The following is a 16598-nucleotide window of genomic DNA, read 5'->3' on the forward strand; positions in this document are numbered from 1 at the left end:
CAGAAACTGATCTTGCCACCGCTGAGCGCATTGGCGAGCGAATTCGAAGGGCAGTTGCATCGAAGCCCTTCAATCCCGGTTCTGGATGCACCCTGACCATTACGGCCTCGCTTGGAGTTGCAAGTATCGGATCTGGGGATGATTCCGCCGAAGGTTTGCTCAAGCGTGCCGATCGGGCGCTTTACCGTGCAAAAAACGAAGGGCGGAACCGGGTAGTACCGTTTGCAGCTTAGGCTCGTGGCTCTCGTGGCAGCCTTTGCGCTGGCGGGGCAAACATTGTAGACGGCTGTCCAGCATGAGCGTCAGTCACACCATGTGGTCCGGGGGGCGGGAAGCTGGCCGGTGGGGCCAGCGAGGTACTGCGGGGGCAACCTTTGGCGGGCTCCTGACTTTTGAATTGGTTGGCAAGCGATTCGGAAAAACCGATGCCGTTCTCGATGTGACATTCAGCCTTGCGCCTGGCGAGATTGTCTGTCTGCTTGGTCCTTCCGGTTGCGGTAAGACCACCCTCTTGCGGCTCGCTGCGGGAATTGAAAAACCTGACTCTGGCCGGGTTCTTTTGGACGAGCGGGAGGTGGCGGGACCGAACCGCTTTGTTCCTCCGGAGCGCCGGAACATCGGGTTGATGTTTCAGGATTTTGCCCTTTTTCCGCATCTCTCGATTCTGGACAATGTGGCGTTTGGGCTGAAGAGCCTGCCACGCGCAGACGCCATGACAATTGCCCGGCATGCGCTCGAACGTGTGGGTCTGCCCCATTACGCTGCCAGCTTCCCACATCACCTGTCGGGTGGTGAACAGCAGCGAGTGGCCCTTGCCCGTGCGCTCGTGCCGCGCCCGCAAGTGATGCTGATGGATGAACCCTTCTCGGGCCTCGACCAGCGGCTCCGGGAGTCGGTACGTGCAGAGACCCTGACCTTGCTCCGTGAAACACGGGCTTCGTGTCTTCTGGTAACCCACGACCCGGTGGAGGCTATGGGACTTGCGGACCGCATTTTTCTGATGCGGCAGGGGCGAATGGTTCAGGCCGGAACTCCGGAACAACTCTATCGTCAACCGATTGATGCTTCCGCCGCTCGCTTTTTTTCCGACACGAATGAGGTTGCAGGGCTGGTGATGGAGGGGCGCGTCGAAACGCCGCTTGGGGCATTTGTTCTTCCTAAGGGTTTCAATGCCGCGGAGGCTCTTGTCTTGATCCGCCCGCAAGGACTTCGACATGCTCCTGACGGCTCTGGTCTGGAGGGGTTGGTAATTGAAAGCCGTTTCCAGGGCGATGACGTCAAGTGCAGTGTTCTGTTCAAGGGTATTGAAGACCCGCTGACGGCCTTGATCGACGCCCGCCGGGCTCCTTCGCGCGGGGGGACAGCCTTTTTTTCGATAGACCCATCTCATGTATTTGTCTTCGAAAAGCCGCTTTTGGCAGCAAATCCCTGAACGCATTGGCGTCGGTTGCGGCCCGCCCGGGTTTTGTGCTTTAGTGCGCCAAGTTAAGCGGGGGAGAGGCCACTCTCTCTCCAGTATAAGGGAGTCTGTTTCATGGGCGCGATGTCGTTTTGGCACTGGGCTTTGGTCATTCTGGTTGTGGTGCTGTTGTTTGGGCGTGGCAAAGTCTCGGATTTGATGGGGGATGTTGCCAAGGGCATCAAGAGCTTCAAGAAAGGCATGGCCGATGACGAGCCGACGGCGGCTGCAGCAGAGCCCAAGCCAATCGAACAGCATGCGACTGTGAAGTCTGAAACAGAAAAAGCCAAGTCCTAGGCGCTCAAGGCGTTTCTGACGGCCAGCAGCCGGGCAGGGGTATGTTCGATTTCGGTTTCGGCTACAGCGAGATGTTCGTGGTTGCTGTGGTGGCGGTCATCGTCATCGGGCCCAAGGACCTGCCGCGCGTTTTGCGCGCTTTTGGCAAGACGCTGGCCAAGATGCGTGGAATGGCACGCGAATTTCAAGGTCATTTGGATGGCGCCCTGAAAGACTCCGGTTTCGACGAGGTCAAGAAGGAAATCGACAATATCCGCAACGTCGGCAATGTTGCTGAGCCCACCAAGAAGCTCTCGGCGGTTGATGACAAGAAAAAACTCGAGGATGACTTCCGCAAGTACTTTGGTGTCGTGCCTGAGCCAGATGCGCCTCGGGCAGCGGGATCGGAGAAACTGGACAGTACCGCCACATGACGCAACAGGATATTGACGCGTCCGAGGCCCCGCTGATCGAGCACCTGATCGAGTTGCGGACGCGTTTGATTTATTGTGTGATTGGCTTTGCTGTCGCCTTCATCGGAAGCTTCTTTTTTTCATCAGATATTCTGCATTACCTGATCCTTCCGTTTCGCTGGGGGACTGGCCAGGATGTGTCTCTCATTTCAATCAAGCTGCTTGGCGTGTTTCTGGTAAAATTGAAGATTGCGTTCTTTGGCGGATTGTTCATCGGTTTTCCTCTGATTGCGACCCAGATCTACCGTTTCGTTGCGCCTGGGCTTTATTCCCACGAAAAACAGGCCTTCCTACCATACCTGCTCGCTACGCCGGTGTTTTTTCTGCTGGGAGCGGCGCTGGTTTATTTCTTCTTGCTGCCAGTTGCCATCCACTTTTTCTATGCACTTGCGGCTGGGACTGGCGTCGACGGTCCGGGCATACAGCTTATGCCAGATATTGAGGCCTATCTGGATTTCGTCATGATGCTGATACTGGCGTTTGGCCTTTGCTTCCAGTTACCAGTGATACTCACTCTTCTCGGTCAGGTTGGGATACTTGGTTATCAGCAGCTCAAGAGCGGACGGAAGTTTGCGATTGTTGGGGTATTTGTAGTGGCAGCGATCCTAACTCCACCTGATCCCATCTCCCAGATTGCCATGGCAGTGCCGCTCCTGGGGCTTTACGAATTATCGGTACAGGCGGTTCGGTTTCTGGAATATCGCCGCAAGAAGCGGCAAGCTGCAGAGGAAGCTCAGGAAAATACCGCGAATGACCTGACGAAGGACTCGACTTGAGGGATCGGCCTTTTCCCTGCGTTCGCCCGGCTCCATTGAAGTCGCGAAGAGGATTAGCACGACATGCATGACATAAAGCTCATACGCGATGATCCCCAAGGTTTTGATCAGGGACTCGCTCGCCGGGGGCTGCCAGCCCTGTCGGCAGATCTATTGCGGTTGGATGCAGAACGGCGTGAACAGATTCAGAAACTGCAGGAAGCGCAGGCTCGGCGAAACTCTGCATCCAAGGAGGTTGGGGAGGCCGTGAAGGCGGGAGACACGATGCGAGCCTCGGCGCTCAAGCTGGAGATGGGATCTTTGAAAGAGACCATAGCTGCCGGTGAGTCGACCGAAAGAGAGCTTGACCAACGGTTATCAGAGGCGCTGGCCGTCATTCCCAATCTGCCGCTGGCCGAAGTTCCTGACGGTACTGACGAAAGCGGTAACGTTGAGATCAGGAGATGGGGCGAGGCGCCACAGTTTGCTTTTGCACCGCGCCAGCATTTCGAGATCGGGGAGTGGCTCGGCCAGATGGACTTCGAATTGGCAGCCCGGCTTTCAGGCGCGCGCTTCGTGGTCATGAAGAAACATCTGGCAAAACTTGAACGCGCCCTTGCTCAATTCATGCTGGATCACCAGACCGCGGTGAATGGTTATACGGAGTGTTATGTTCCGTATCTGGTCAATGATGCAGCTATGTTTGGAACGGGGCAGTTGCCGAAGTTTGCTGATGACCTGTTCCGTACAGTTGATGGCCGCTGGCTAATTCCAACCGCCGAGGTGTCGCTCACCAATCTGGTTCAGGGGCAAATTCTTGACGAGAGAGACTTGCCGTTGCGTATCACGGCCTATACGCCGTGTTTTCGCGCAGAGGCTGGGGCAGCCGGCCGCGATACCAGAGGAATGATCAGGCAGCACCAGTTTTCGAAAGTCGAACTTGTTTCGATAACCACGCCAGAGCAATCCCGAGCAGAGTTGGAGCGCATGACTGGGGCGGCGGAAAGTGTGCTTCAAGAGCTGGGCCTACCCTACCGTGTGATGTTGCTGTGTTCTGGAGATATGGGTTTTGGAAGTCGCATGACCTATGATATCGAAGTCTGGTTGCCCGGGCAGAATGCCTACAGGGAGATTTCGTCTTGTTCGGTGTGTGGTGATTTTCAGGCTCGCCGCATGGAGTCGCGCTACAAGCCAAAAGACGGCAAAGGGACGCGTTACCTGCATACCCTGAATGGATCTGGTCTTGCGGTTGGTCGTACGCTGGTTGCAGTGCTTGAGACTTATCAGAACGCAGATGGCAGCGTTACCATCCCGCAGAAGCTTCGCTCCTATATGGGTGGCATGGACAGGATCAGCCGGGAGTGAACTCATGCGAATTCTTGTAACGAATGATGATGGCATACACGCTCCGGGTCTGGAGACGCTCGAGCGGATTGCCCGTACGTTGTCTGACGATGTCTGGATCGTTGCTCCTGCCGAAGAGAACTCTGGTGCTGGCCATTCCCTGTCGCTCGCTGAACCGATTCGCTTTCGAAAGATAGAAACGCGTCGCTACGAAGTTGCAGGTACACCGACAGACTGCGTGGTCATGGCAGCGAGGAAGATCTTGCCGGGAGATCCCGATCTCGTTCTTTCCGGTGTGAACCGTGGCCAGAATATTGCTGATGATGTTACCTACTCAGGGACGATAGCAGCTGCGATGGAGGGAACGCAGCTTGGTTTCAAGTCGATCGCCCTCAGTCAGGTGACCGGCATCCATGGGAACGGGTTTTCCTATGAGGTAGCAGAAGAACACGGGTCGCGTGTGGTGGCGAAGCTCGTTGAGCTGAGTTTTGGAGCTGGCACGTTGATGAATGTGAATTTTCCAGATTGTCGGGCTGACGAGGTTCAGGGCATCGAGGTTACGCGGCAGGGCAAGCGCGATGTCAATCTGCTGCATGTTGATGAACGTGTCGACATGCGCGGCAATAATTATTATTGGCTGGGTTTCAAGCGTGAGCGCGGTAACCCACCCGTAGGAACCGACCTCTGGGCAGTGTTCAACCGACGGATTTCAGTCACTCCGCTTCATATGAACCTCACTCAACTCGAGGCAATGGACGCCGTTCGCGCGGTGCTGGACGGGCGGTGAGCGCGGACCGCCGCCGTGAACAGCTTGTCACTGGATTGCGCCAGCAGGGCATAACGGATGAGCGGGTTCTGGCGGCCATAGCGAATGTCCCTCGTGAGGTCTTTGTCGAGGAGGCATTTGCTGACCAGGCTTATGCCAATCAAGCTCTGCCGATTTCCTGCGGACAGACGATTTCCCAGCCCTATATCGTCGCACTGATGACGGAGGCTCTGAAGATCGAACCTTTTCATCGCGCACTGGAGATTGGAACAGGCTCTGGTTATCAGTGTGCCGTACTGAGCAAAATGTGCCGTCATGTATACACGGTTGAGCGGTATCGGACGCTCGCTGATATTGCACACGAGCGATTTGTGGCCGCTGGTCTGACGAACATCACACAAAGAGTTGGTGATGGAAACGAGGGGTTCCCCGATCACGCACCTTTTGAACGCATTATGGTGACCGCTGCGGCGCATGAGATACCCGAGGTGCTGTGCTCTCAGCTGTCTCTGGGCGGCATCATGGTGTTTCCGCTGGAGGAGAGGTCGGGTAAACAGGATCTGTGGCGCTTGCGGCGGCATTCAAGAGGATTCGAACGTGAGCACTTGTTACCAGTACGGTTTGTACCACTGGTTAGAGGAATGCCGGACGAAGGCTGAGTGTTCGGGTCCGTTGAGCTGTGGGCTACTCAAAGTCGTTGTTTGGTGGCGCGTGTCTTATCCGTTCTCGCCAAGATATATAGATCGCGGATGAAATGAGTACGCTTACACCAACGAAGGTCCAGTAATCAGGAAAGTCCCCAAAGAAATACCAGCCCGCAAAGGTCGCCATAATCATCTCTGTGTAGGCCAGCGGGGCAAGGAGTGAAGCCTCAGCATAATCATAGGCCTTGACGATAAGATAGTGCCCAAGGCAGGCGATCAGGGCGAGAAGCACAAATAGGCCCCATTGGGTATATGTCGGCGTTTTCCAGAAGAAAGCGACCAAGATGCACATCAAGACGGCCCCTGCGATGTTCGTATAAAAGGTGGTCAGCATGGCAGGTGCTGATCCTGCAATCTTGCGGGTGAATATCAGGTAGATCGCCAGACTTACCCCCGACAAGAGAGCGAGGAGCATGCCAGGGTTCAGTTCCTGAAAGCCGGGTCGGATGATGATCAGTGTGCCGCTGAAACCAACAAACACTGCAAGCCATCGTCTGACCCCCACATGCTCGCCAAGCATGAGCGGCGAGAGCATGGTGACAACAAGTGGCTGAACAAAGAAGATGGCGAGGGTTTCTGCGATTGACATGTATTGGAGCGCGGCAAAGAAAAAAGCGGTTGCCGCGATGATAAGGCTTGCCCTGAACGTATGCATGATTGGCATGTTGGGGCGCAGTCCGCTCAGACCGCCGAGGCGCAGGGCGATTGGAAATGTTATCAAGGCGCCAAAAAACAGTCGCGCCCAGACAACCTGCATGACGGGTACACCCTGACGACCCAGATGTTTGGCGACCACGTCTAGAAATGGAAGCAGGGCCATGGCGCCCAGCATCAATCCGATTCCAATCAGCGACCGGTGAGGTCGCAATTTCAAGCTCAAACCTTCAATCGTTGATTCTCCGGATCCCAGGCTGGCTCGGCTATGATCCGAGCCTTACGGCTCTGCGTGAACATCATTATGCTAAACTCGGTTCCTGCTGCAGTCATATCTGGTGGCACGTAGGCGAAGGCGAGCGACTTACCGATCTTGTGGCCGAAACCACCTGACGTGGTGACTCCCACCAGTTTGTCGCCGGAATAGACAGGCTCATTGCCGACGCAATCGGAGTCAGTATTGTCGACCTCCAAGTAGACGAGCTTCATGCGCGGGCCGCGCTGCTGGTTGACGAGGGTGGGAGCCTTGCCGATGAAATCGGATTTATCGAGGCGCAGGAAGCGCTCCATTGAGGCTTCAATCATGTCAATCTCGGTCGTTAGTTCCGACCCCCAGCCACGATAGGCCTTCTCCATGCGTAGCGAGTTCATTGCATAGGTGCCGAACAGCCGGATACCATGCGGCGTGCCGGCTGCCATCAGAGCATCGTAAACCGTAGGCATTTTGGCCATGGGTATGTGAAGTTCCCAGCCCAGTTCGCCAACATAGTTGACGCGGAGCAGACGAACTCCTGGAACGCCTGCTACCGTGGTGATCTTTCCGGTCAGCCAGCGGAAGGCTGGGTTGGTGAGGTCGGTTGCCGTGCACTGTCCGAGCACCTCGCGGGATAATGGTCCGGCAAGGACAAGGACGCCGAAATCATCCGTCACGTCCGCGATCGTGACGTCCTCTGACGCGGTCTTGCGCCAGTTGAGCTGGTCGAGGTCGTGCAGCTGGGCAGCTGCCGCGGAAAGGACATAAAAATGCTGCGGCCCCAGCCGTGTCACGGTTATCTCTGATTCGATGAAGCCGTTCTGGTTGAGGAGGTGACCAAGGATGATACCGCCATCCTTGCCCGGAATCTTGTTGGCGCAGATGCGATCCAGGAATGAATAGGCATCCTTGCCGGTCACTTCATATTTTGAGAAGGTTGAGAGGTCCATGAGCCCTACACGCTCTCGGACTGCTAGAGCTTCCTGGCGCACCGCTTCCCACCAGTTGGATCGCTTGAAGGAATAGTTTTCACCACTATCCGATTTGTCGTACCAGCGTGGACGCTCCCAGCCGAATATCTGCGCAAACTGTGCGCCCTGGGCTTTCAAGTGTTCATAAAGCGAGGACTTGCGAAGTCCTCGGCCGACTGCATGCTGTTCTGCTGGTTTGTAGCAGTAATACATATGGTGGTAGTCGGCCACGGATACCTCGGCCGTATAGTTCTTGGTTGCCCAGTTGCCGAACCGCCTGGGATCGAATTCGCGCATGTTGATTTCAGCCTGGCCATGCACCATCCATTGAGCCAGATATTTGCCTGCGCCACCGCCTTGGCAGATGCCAATCGATGCGCCGCAGTGCATCCAGTAGTTCCGCGGGCCAGGTGCGGGACCGGACAGGTACACGCCATCCGGGGTATGGGTGATGGCGCCGGATATGATCGACTTGATACCGGTCTGGCCGAAAAGAGGCAATCGTTCCGTGGCTTTCTCGAGCCAAGGCATGATGCGATCGAGTTCGTCGGGCTCGAGCTCGCTTTCATAGTCCCAGCGGGGTGGTTTGCCGTCCCAGCAGACATGGGCCGTGGCGGTCTCGTAAGGTCCAACCAGCACGCCGTTTGTCTCCTCGCGTAGATACGCATGCGAATAGGGATCGCGCACGACTGGCAATTCCATCTCTAGGTCGATCAGTTCTTTCAGAGGCTCGGTAATGACGTAGTGGTGGAGCATGTTGGCGATTGGCACGTTGTGGCCAGTCCATGAGCCGACGACGTCGCAATAGGATCCGGCTGCATTCACGACATGCTGGCAATCGATGGTGCCTTGCTCTGTGAAGATGCGCCATTCGCCGTTAGGCAGGAGCTTGATGTCCATCGCGCGGTTGCGGCGATAGATTTCTGCCCCTAGCTGGCGCGCGCCTGCTGCCATCGCATTGGTGATATCGGCGGGCGCAACATGGCCGTCGTGGACGGTGCGGAAGGCGGCCTTGATGCCGAAGGTTTCGAGATAGGGATGATACTGCTTGATTTCCGATGGGCCGATGATTTCGCATTCATAACCGGCAAGCCGCGAGATGCCATACACGTACTTGAGCCAGTTGACCTCTTCGTCGGTCGTCGCCAGACGCAAGCCGCCACAACCGTGCCAGGATACCGCCTGACCGGTAAGCTTCTCAAGCCGGGGGTAAAGCTGGGTTCCATAGACATGAACCTTGGTCATGTTGAGCGAACCGTTGAAATGCGGGCATTGCCCTGCGGCGTGCCAGGTCGAGCCGGAAGTCAGTTCACCCTTTTCGATGAGGATGACGTCTGTCCAGCCTTCAAGCGCGAGGTGGTAGAGCAGTCCTACCCCCATCACGCCGCCACCCACAATTCCCACACGCGCATGCGATTTCATCTGCGTCTCCAGCACAAGAAACATCAGAATAGTCCGGGGAGGAGGGAGGCTCAAGCGCCAGTCAAATTTTCTTCAACCATCCGCATTTGTTTTTAAGGCAAAATCTGGCCATGGGTGGTGAATTGGCTTCATCAGGGTTTTTGGATCTCAAATAGCATCAGCCCCGCGGCCACCGCGACATTGAGGGATTGTGCGCCTCCGCGCATCGGAATATGCACAAGTTTGGCGCAACTGCCGGCAGTGTCTTGTGACAGGCCTGAGCCCTCGCTTCCCATGACGACTAGCAGGGGTCCCTTGTAGCTTTGACGGAAGCTGGAAGTTGCAGTGAGGCTGGTGCCGACACTTTCGCCCGGCCAGGACCGCAGCAGGTCAAGAAACGCTTCTCTGGAATGTTTAACAATAGGGATGGCAAATATCGATCCCATGGTAGCGCGCACACAATCCGGAGAGAATGGGTCGCAGGCTGAGCCGACAAGAATGATGCCGGTGGCCCCGAAAGCATCGGCCGTGCGGATGATCGTACCAAGATTTCCGGGGTCACGCAGGTCCTCAAGCGCCAACCAGACACCCCTTGGTTCTACGTCCAGCGCCAGTTTCTGATCAAAAACGCCCAATAGGCTTGGAGGGTTAGTCTGGGCGCTCAGGCTCGCCATGAGCTTTTCCTCGACCCGCATCAGTACGGCGTTGCCCCAAGGCTCTGGCTGTGTGGTGGATAGCAGGTAACGAGGTTCCCAGCCCTGTTCCCGGGCACGCGCCAGTACCTTAGGGCCTTCTGCAACAAAAAGCCCCGTCTCCAGACGGCGCTTCTTGTCGGTCAGAGAGCGTATCAGCTTGATCGTGGGGTTTTGAGACGAGGTGATGGTAAGCATGACGGCTGTTCTAGCCTGCGCTATAGATAGTTTCCATGAACATCCGTCCTGAAATCCGGACCGGTAAGTCGGTCTGTCCACACGACTGCCCATCAGCCTGTGCGCTGGAGGTAGAACTTATTGATAGCCATACCATTGGCCGCGTCCGAGGTGCCAAAGATAATTCCTACACGCTTGGGGTGATCTGTGAGAAAGTGGCACGGTACGCAGAGCGGATCCATCACAAGGATAGGTTGCTCTACCCGCTGAAGCGCAAGGGTCCCAAGGGGTCAGGGGAGTTTCAGCAAATCTCGTGGGACGACGCCCTGTCGGAGACGGCTGAGGCGATGCTGAGAGCTGAAACATCTTATGGTCCAACATCGGTCTGGCCATATTTCTATGCTGGAACGATGGGCTATGTGATGCGCGATGGCATCAATCGACTTCGCCACGTGAAGGGTTATTCAAATCTGGGAGACACATTCTGCGTTGCGCTTTCCTGGACAGGTTATCTGGCAGGAACCGGAAGTGTCTCTGGCGTAGATCCCCGGGAGATGCAGACGTCCGACCTGATCGTGATCTGGGGTGGCAATCCGGTGAACACCCAGGTCAACGTGATGACCCATGCCATGATGGCGCGGAAGATGCGGGGTGCCAAGATTGCATGCGTGGATATCTATGAGACGGGGACGATGCAGCAAGCAGACGTCAAGTTGCTGATTCGCCCTGGCACCGACGGCGCGTTGGCCTGCGCAATAATGAACGTACTCTTCAAGGAGGGCTTTGCCGACTGGAACTACCTAGAGCGCTATACGGATGCACCACGCGAGTTCGAAGCCCATCTCAGCAGTAGGACGCCGGAGTGGGCCTCAAAGATTTGTGACATTCCTGTCGCGGAAATCGAGTCTTTTGCTCGGCTCATCGGTAGAACACGGAAAACCTACTTTCGGATTGGCTACGGCTTTACGCGGTCCCGCAATGGAGCAGTCAATATGCATGCTGTGTCCTGCATTCCGGCAGTAACAGGTGCATGGCAATATGAGGGTGGTGGCGCTTTACACTCGAATAGCGGCATGTATGGCATGAACAAGACGATGATTGAGGGATTGGACGCCAGAAAAGCCGGCATTCGCATCCTTGATCAGAGTCGTATCGGACCGGTGCTGCTTTCGGATCCTTACGATCTGCAGGGTGGGCCGCCCGTCAAGATGCTTCTGGTGCAGAATACGAACCCTGCGTCCGTGGCTCCGGACCAGAACAAGGTCAAGGCCGGTCTCGCACGAGAGGATCTCTTTACCTGCGTGCATGAACAATTCATGACCGAGACAGCGCGTTATGCGGATATAGTGCTTCCCGCGACTATGTTTCTTGAGCATGATGACATCTACCAGGGCGGGGGGCATTCCCATTTGTTGCTCGGACGAAAGCTTGTGGAACCGCCTGGCGAGTGCCGCAGCAATCATGATGTGATATGTGACCTTGCAGTAGGCCTGGGCGCGGATCATCCTGGTTTCCAGATGACCCCACTGGAGTTGATTGACTGGACGCTGGCAAATTCACGCAAGCCCAGTCTCGACGTCCTTCAGCGGGAGAGTTGGGTGGACGTGATGCCGAGTTTCGAGCGCGCGCATTTCCTGAGTGGATTTGGGCATACGGATGGCAAGTTCCATTTCAAGGCCGACTGGCACAGGGTTCGCTTCCGCAGCACTGAAAAACCGGTTGGGCCTGTCCATGATTTGCCGGTTTTTCCAGATCATTGCACGCTGATCGAGGAAGCGACTGTTGATTACCCATTCCGGCTCGCGACAAGTCCGGCCCGCAGATTTCTCAACTCGACTTTTACCGAAACTCCCTCGTCTCTAAAGCGGGAAGGACGCCCAACGGTGTTTGTTCATCCCGAGGACCTGAGGCAATTGGGTCTCTTGGATGGACAGAAGGTGAGGATTGGCAGTGCCCGCGGTGAAGTGGTACTTCATGCAAAGGCACAATCAGGCCAGAGACGTGGCGTTTTGATTGCGGAATCCATCTGGCCAAATGACGCCCATGAGAATGGAAGTGGAATCAACGCTCTCACAGGCTGCGACCAGCCGGCTCCCAACGGTGGCGGTGCATTTCATGACAACAGGGTCTGGATCCGCGCTGCCTAGACCTTGAGCCGGCCTGATTGAAACAGGTCGCAAGAGGCGCTTGGCGTTGTGGCCACGAGAATGGTGAAGAGCGTGCTGGTGGCGCGGCCGAACTACCCGGCGTCACCGCGGCGCGAAAGACCCCAGCCCTTTGGATTCGGTGGCCGCAGACGTCCGGTTCGCACCAACGCAACCGGGTGGGTTGTTTCAGTCAGGTAGGTTCTTGCTCTGGGTTGAATCCGTCACGGTAAGCGGGCAATGCGTGTAGAGAGTAGCTTGAAGAAGCCCTCTGCGTTGGCTGAACCAATGACCATTGCATTGTGCGGTCGACCGGTGACCCTCCACCAATCAATGACTGTGGCGCCCATTGTGAGTTGGGATTCACATTCGATGGATACGTTTACCAATTTGCCCTCGAACAGTGTTGGCTCAAGCAGCCATGCAATTACGCTAGGGTCGTGGAGAGGAGCATCGTCGGGGCCATATTTTGCCTCATCATAGCGCTCGAAGAACTCCAGCATATCGGCAATCGCTGGGCCTGCGAGATTTTGCATTTTCTTGAATTGCGAAACGCGCGCTTTAGTTGTTAGCAATTGATGCGTACAATCGAGAGGAATAAGCGTGATTGGTGCGCCGGACTCAAGGACGAGCCGGGCGGCGTGGGGATCGACATATATGTTGAACTCTGCTGACGGCGTGATGTTTCCCTGTTCAAAGTAGCCGCCGCCCATGGTGACGATCTGGCGGATCCTGGTGGCGATCCGGGGTTCACGCAAGAGTGCGAGGCCGAGGTTGGTAAGCGGGCCAAGTGTGCAGACGGTAACCGTTCCCGCCGGACGAGCCATCAAGGTGTCGACAATGAAGTCTACCGCGTAAGTGGTTTGCAAAGGCATTTTGGGAACGGGAAGGATGGGTCCATCAAGACCAGTTCGGCCGTGTACCTCCTCGGCTGTGACCGGCGAACGGACCAATGGCCGGGCAGCCCCAGCGAAGACGGGAATTTCCTGGCGACCAGCAAGTTCACATACCTTGAGGGCATTCATCGACGTCAGGTGCACGGGAACATTGCCAGCTACAGTCGTGAGGCCAAGAACTTCGATCTCGGGAGAGGCGAGGGCGAGCATTATGGCGACTGCATCATCCTGACCCGGGTCAGTATCAATGATTATGGGCAGTGTCATCGTGGCAGCTTCGGCGACAGTTGGTCGGCAAGAGATGCGAGAGCCTTTGGATAGAGACGGTGCTCTTCCTGCAGGACCCGTTTTGCAAGCGTCTCCGGAGTATCGCCTTCTAGGATGGGCACGCTTGCCTGCATGATGACAGGACCAGCATCGAGCTCAGATGTTACGTGATGGACGGTGCAGCCGTGTACGCTGGCGCCATCGGCCAGTGCTCGTTCATGGGTATTGAGGCCTCGATAGTCGGGCAGAAGTGATGGATGAATGTTAACGATCCGCCCCTTCCATGCATCAACGAACACAGGGCTTAAAACCTGCATGAATCCAGCGAGAGCAACCAAGTCGATACGCAGTTCACGCAGCGCCATGTCAAGCGCAGCCTCAAATGTCTGACGCGAGGGATAGGACTTCCTATCGAGCAGTCGTGCGGGAATGCCTTGGTTTTCGGCGAAGCTCAGCCCCGGCGCGTCCGCCCGGTTCGAGATGACAACTGAAACTTCGGCAGGATAGTCTTCAGCGCGGGCTGCCTCGATCAGAGCTCGCAGATTTGAACCTCGCCCTGAAATGAGGACTGCTGCGCGGAACCGTCTCATTTCACCGTCAGGTGACCGGACAAGGCAACTTGTCCCTCGCTACCTCTGCGCTTACGGATTTTGCCCAGCAGCGTGACTTCTTCGCCCGAACGACGAAGAACGGCCTGCACGCGCTTTGAGTCCCGTTCGCTGACCACCGCAATCATGCCTATGCCGCAATTGAATGTTCGCAGCATCTCGCGCTCGGGGATGTTGCCGACCGATTGAAGCCAGGCGAATACAGGCTGGTAGGGAACTGAATTCAGATCGATATCCGCAACTGTATTTTTTGGAAGCACGCGAGGTATGTTCTCAAGAAACCCGCCACCCGTTATGTGGGCCAAAGCCTTCACAGCATTTGTCGCGCGAGTGGCCTTCAGGACAGACTTGACGTAGATACGGGTAGGCTCGAGCAGGGCTTCTGACAGCCTGCGCGTCCGGTCGAATGGTGCTCTGGCAGAATACGACAGGCCACTGCACTCAACCAGTTTGCGTATCAAGGAATAGCCATTTGAGTGTGGACCCGAGGAGGAAAGTCCGAGGATCACATCCCCTGTGTGGATATCTTCGCGGGGCAGCAACAGTTTTCGCTCAGCCGCGCCAACCGCAAATCCGGCAATGTCATAGTCGGCACCGTTATACATTCCTGGCATCTCTGCCGTTTCGCCTCCAATCAGTGCGCAGCCAGCGAGTCGACAGCCATCTGCGATACCGGCAATCACGTCTCGAGCAACGGACACGTTCAATCTTCCAGTTGCGTAATAGTCCAGAAAAAACAGCGGCTCGGCACCCTGTACCACCAGGTCATTGACTGACATGGCCACGAGGTCGATGCCCACGCCGTGATGTCGGCGGGTTTCTATCGCAATTCGAAGCTTGGTGCCAACGCCATCATTGGCAGCCACGAGCACGGGGTCTCTGAAGCCGCAAGCCTTGAGATCAAACAGCCCTCCGAAGCCTCCCAGAGCCGAATCGGCACCTTTTCGGCGGGTCGAACGGGCCAGAGGCTTGATAGCCTCGACCAGCGCATTGCCAGCCGAGATATCAACGCCTGCGTCGGCATAAGTCAGGCTTGCTGCTGCTTGTTTCGTTCGGGCCATGCCGCTAGATTGCCCCAATTCTCTGGTGGAGGTCTTTCGCTCGACGTGCTTAGCCTGAAGTACGGTGGCAATAAAGTACCCTCTGTAGTCGGCCGTCGTTCTCTGTGGACAGTTAGGACCGTCAATTTGATCGTTTCGTGGGTGGTGAGCGGCCTTCGTGGCCTTCCGGTTTTGTTGGCACTTTGGGCTCTGGTCCTGATTGGTGCGCCCGCCACTATCGGGGGCCCGATTGAAACCAATGTCTTTGCCGTTCAGGGTGTGAGCGTTGACGTGACCAGCACGGACGCCGCTTCGGCCAAGAACCAGGCGTTGATGGAGGTCCAGGTTAAGGCGTTTTTCGAGTTGGTGGGAAGGCTGGGATCGCCTGACCTTGCCACCGACCTTCAAAAGAAAATGACGCCCGAGGAAATTGCCCCCTTCCTCCGTTCCTTGTCGATTGAGCAGGAAAGCGCCTCACCCGGGAGGTACATGGGGACGTTCACTGTGCGGTTCCTGCCTCAGAAGATGCAGCCGTTCCTGGCTGGTTACGGTTTCAGGGTTCCGGTTGAGCAGGCCGATCCGATTCTGGTGGTTCCCGTTTTCAGGGCGCCCGATGGCTTGAAGCTCTGGGAGGACAATCCGTGGCGACAGGCGTGGATTGACCTCAAGGGTGAGCAAGGGATCGTCCCAATCATCATTCCGCTCGGCGATCTTGAGGACACGGAGACCTTGACAGCCGAAGACGCCGTCAATGGTGATGCCCTGAAGCTTGAAGCTCTTCGGCGGCGTTATGGTGCGCCCAGCCTGCTGGTGGTGCAGGCCCAACCCGCCGAACAAGGAGGTGTCCATGTGTTCGTTGAGGGCGACACGCGGCTTGGTCGCGTAACGATCAACAAGGTCTATGCCGCAGAGCCCGGGTCCAGCGTGACGGCGGAGGATACTGCAGTCAGAGCGTTCCAGACCGTAGTCATGAAGGCATATCAGGAAGCTGCGCGGATTGCCGAAGCCACCCGGGGCGCCAACACCCGTCAGTCGATCGCAGTGACTGTACCGTTCGGTTCGCCGCGCGAATGGAATGCCATTCGCTCCCGTATACTGACGACACCCAATGTTTCCGCCGTTGATCTCGCAACGCTCTCAGCCGATGGTGCCGTGATCAAGCTGGTTTATACCCACACGCTTGAAGAATTGCGGGATCACTTGCAGCGGACAGGCCTCGGCCTGTTTCAAACTGGCACGGGATATCTGATCCAGCCCTTGTGATAGCGGAGATTTGGCAATGCACAATCTGCCAAACCTGATTTCGCTGATGCGGCTTCTCATGGTGCCGCTCACCGTCTGGCTGATCATATCCGGAGCCTTCGTCTGGGCATTCGTGGCTTTTCTTGTGGCGGGGCTGTCTGATGGCATCGATGGGTTTCTCGCCCGGCGATTTGGCTGGCGCTCGACTCTGGGGGCCTATCTCGATGCTGTTGCCGACAAGGCGCTTCTTGTGTCTATTTTCATCACACTTGGTTTCTTGCACATGATCCCCGTCTGGCTGGTGCTGGTTGTCGTGTCGCGCGATGTCTTGATCGTTGGCGCGGCTTTTCTATCGCGACTGATGGATCAGCCGGTTCGGGTGGTTCCGCTCATGGTCAGCAAGGTCAACACTGTAGCGCAGATCCTGTTCATGGTGACGGTGCTCGGGGCAGCAGCCGCTCGGTTGCCGCTTGTGG

17 protein-coding genes are annotated in these 16598 nt (G+C 56.5%); 11 read left to right on the forward strand and 6 right to left on the reverse strand.

The genetic code is table 11. The features are described 5' to 3' along the window. The 8 genes from ACILRN_RS09335 to ACILRN_RS09370 all read left to right on the forward strand — a co-directional run. Nucleotides 1–233 (forward strand): diguanylate cyclase (locus ACILRN_RS09335; protein WP_395687624.1); only part of this gene is annotated, 233 nt, incomplete at its 5' end. 62 nt (nucleotides 234–295) lie between these two features. Further along, complete coding sequence (locus tag ACILRN_RS09340) at nucleotides 296–1432, forward strand: ABC transporter ATP-binding protein (RefSeq protein ID WP_395687626.1); 1137 nt, start codon at nucleotides 296–298, stop codon at nucleotides 1430–1432. Between the two features lie 102 nt (nucleotides 1433–1534). Continuing rightward, nucleotides 1535–1756 carry a twin-arginine translocase TatA/TatE family subunit gene (locus ACILRN_RS09345; RefSeq protein ID WP_395687628.1) on the forward strand — a complete coding sequence of 74 codons (222 nt, stop codon included), beginning with the start codon at nucleotides 1535–1537 and terminating at the stop codon, nucleotides 1754–1756. A 41-nt stretch (nucleotides 1757–1797) separates the two neighbouring features. Then, nucleotides 1798–2169, forward strand: a complete 372-nt coding sequence (gene tatB / locus ACILRN_RS09350) for a Sec-independent protein translocase protein TatB (protein ID WP_395687630.1) — start codon at nucleotides 1798–1800, stop codon at nucleotides 2167–2169. Next, complete coding sequence (gene tatC, locus ACILRN_RS09355) at nucleotides 2166–2984, forward strand: twin-arginine translocase subunit TatC (RefSeq protein WP_395687632.1); 819 nt, start codon at nucleotides 2166–2168, stop codon at nucleotides 2982–2984. Before tatB ends, tatC begins: the two co-directional genes overlap by 4 nt. A 63-nt stretch (nucleotides 2985–3047) precedes the next feature. Next, nucleotides 3048–4328 (forward strand): serine--tRNA ligase, encoded by a 1281-nt coding sequence (gene serS, locus ACILRN_RS09360; protein ID WP_395687634.1) that lies wholly within the window; start codon nucleotides 3048–3050, stop codon nucleotides 4326–4328. 4 nt (nucleotides 4329–4332) lie between these two features. Then, nucleotides 4333–5094 (forward strand): 5'/3'-nucleotidase SurE, encoded by a 762-nt coding sequence (surE, locus tag ACILRN_RS09365; RefSeq protein WP_395687636.1) that lies wholly within the window; start codon nucleotides 4333–4335, stop codon nucleotides 5092–5094. Beyond that, nucleotides 5091–5732: a protein-L-isoaspartate(D-aspartate) O-methyltransferase gene (locus ACILRN_RS09370; RefSeq protein WP_395687637.1), complete on the forward strand. Its 642-nt coding sequence runs from the start codon at nucleotides 5091–5093 to the stop codon at nucleotides 5730–5732. Before surE ends, ACILRN_RS09370 begins: the two co-directional genes overlap by 4 nt. Before the next feature lie 25 nt (nucleotides 5733–5757). Here ACILRN_RS09370 and ACILRN_RS09375 read toward each other — a convergent pair whose 3' ends face one another. From ACILRN_RS09375 to ACILRN_RS09385, 3 genes are all read right to left on the reverse strand, one after another. Then, on the reverse strand, nucleotides 5758–6657 hold the full coding sequence (locus ACILRN_RS09375; protein ID WP_395687639.1) for a DMT family transporter: 900 nt from the start codon (nucleotides 6655–6657) through the stop codon (nucleotides 5758–5760). Further along, a complete protein-coding gene (locus tag ACILRN_RS09380) occupies nucleotides 6654–9077 on the reverse strand; it encodes an FAD-dependent oxidoreductase (protein WP_395687640.1) in 2424 nt (807 codons plus the stop codon). Before ACILRN_RS09380 ends, ACILRN_RS09375 begins: the two co-directional genes overlap by 4 nt. 131 nt (nucleotides 9078–9208) lie before the next feature. After that, nucleotides 9209–9946: a TrmH family RNA methyltransferase gene (locus ACILRN_RS09385; protein ID WP_395687641.1), complete on the reverse strand. Its 738-nt coding sequence runs from the start codon at nucleotides 9944–9946 to the stop codon at nucleotides 9209–9211. Nucleotides 9947–9981: 35 nt separating this feature from the next. On the opposite strand from ACILRN_RS09385, the gene ACILRN_RS09390 reads away from it, so the two are divergent. Next, nucleotides 9982–12072: a molybdopterin-dependent oxidoreductase gene (locus ACILRN_RS09390; RefSeq protein WP_395687643.1), complete on the forward strand. Its 2091-nt coding sequence runs from the start codon at nucleotides 9982–9984 to the stop codon at nucleotides 12070–12072. A 221-nt stretch (nucleotides 12073–12293) separates the two neighbouring features. Here ACILRN_RS09390 and ACILRN_RS09395 read toward each other — a convergent pair whose 3' ends face one another. The 3 genes from ACILRN_RS09395 to purM are packed head-to-tail and all read right to left on the reverse strand — an operon-like array spanning nucleotide 12294 to nucleotide 14901. After that, nucleotides 12294–13232 (reverse strand): nucleoside hydrolase, encoded by a 939-nt coding sequence (locus ACILRN_RS09395; protein WP_395687644.1) that lies wholly within the window; start codon nucleotides 13230–13232, stop codon nucleotides 12294–12296. Next, on the reverse strand, nucleotides 13229–13822 hold the full coding sequence (purN, locus tag ACILRN_RS09400; protein WP_395687646.1) for a phosphoribosylglycinamide formyltransferase: 594 nt from the start codon (nucleotides 13820–13822) through the stop codon (nucleotides 13229–13231). The genes ACILRN_RS09395 and purN overlap by 4 nt, the downstream gene beginning before the upstream one ends. Further along, complete coding sequence (purM, locus tag ACILRN_RS09405) at nucleotides 13819–14901, reverse strand: phosphoribosylformylglycinamidine cyclo-ligase (RefSeq protein WP_395687648.1); 1083 nt, start codon at nucleotides 14899–14901, stop codon at nucleotides 13819–13821. The genes purN and purM overlap by 4 nt, the downstream gene beginning before the upstream one ends. Nucleotides 14902–15027: 126 nt before the next feature. Here purM and ACILRN_RS09410 point away from each other — a divergent pair, with 126 nt between their 5' ends. Then, a complete protein-coding gene (locus ACILRN_RS09410; protein ID WP_395687649.1) occupies nucleotides 15028–16143 on the forward strand; it encodes a DUF2066 domain-containing protein in 1116 nt (371 codons plus the stop codon). 16 nt (nucleotides 16144–16159) lie between these two features. Beyond that, on the forward strand, nucleotides 16160–16598 hold a 439-nt coding region (locus ACILRN_RS09415), incomplete at its 3' end, for a CDP-alcohol phosphatidyltransferase family protein (protein ID WP_395687651.1).

The organism is Aestuariivirga sp. (assembly GCF_044238155.1).
GTDB lineage: Bacteria > Pseudomonadota > Alphaproteobacteria > Rhizobiales > Aestuariivirgaceae > Aestuariivirga.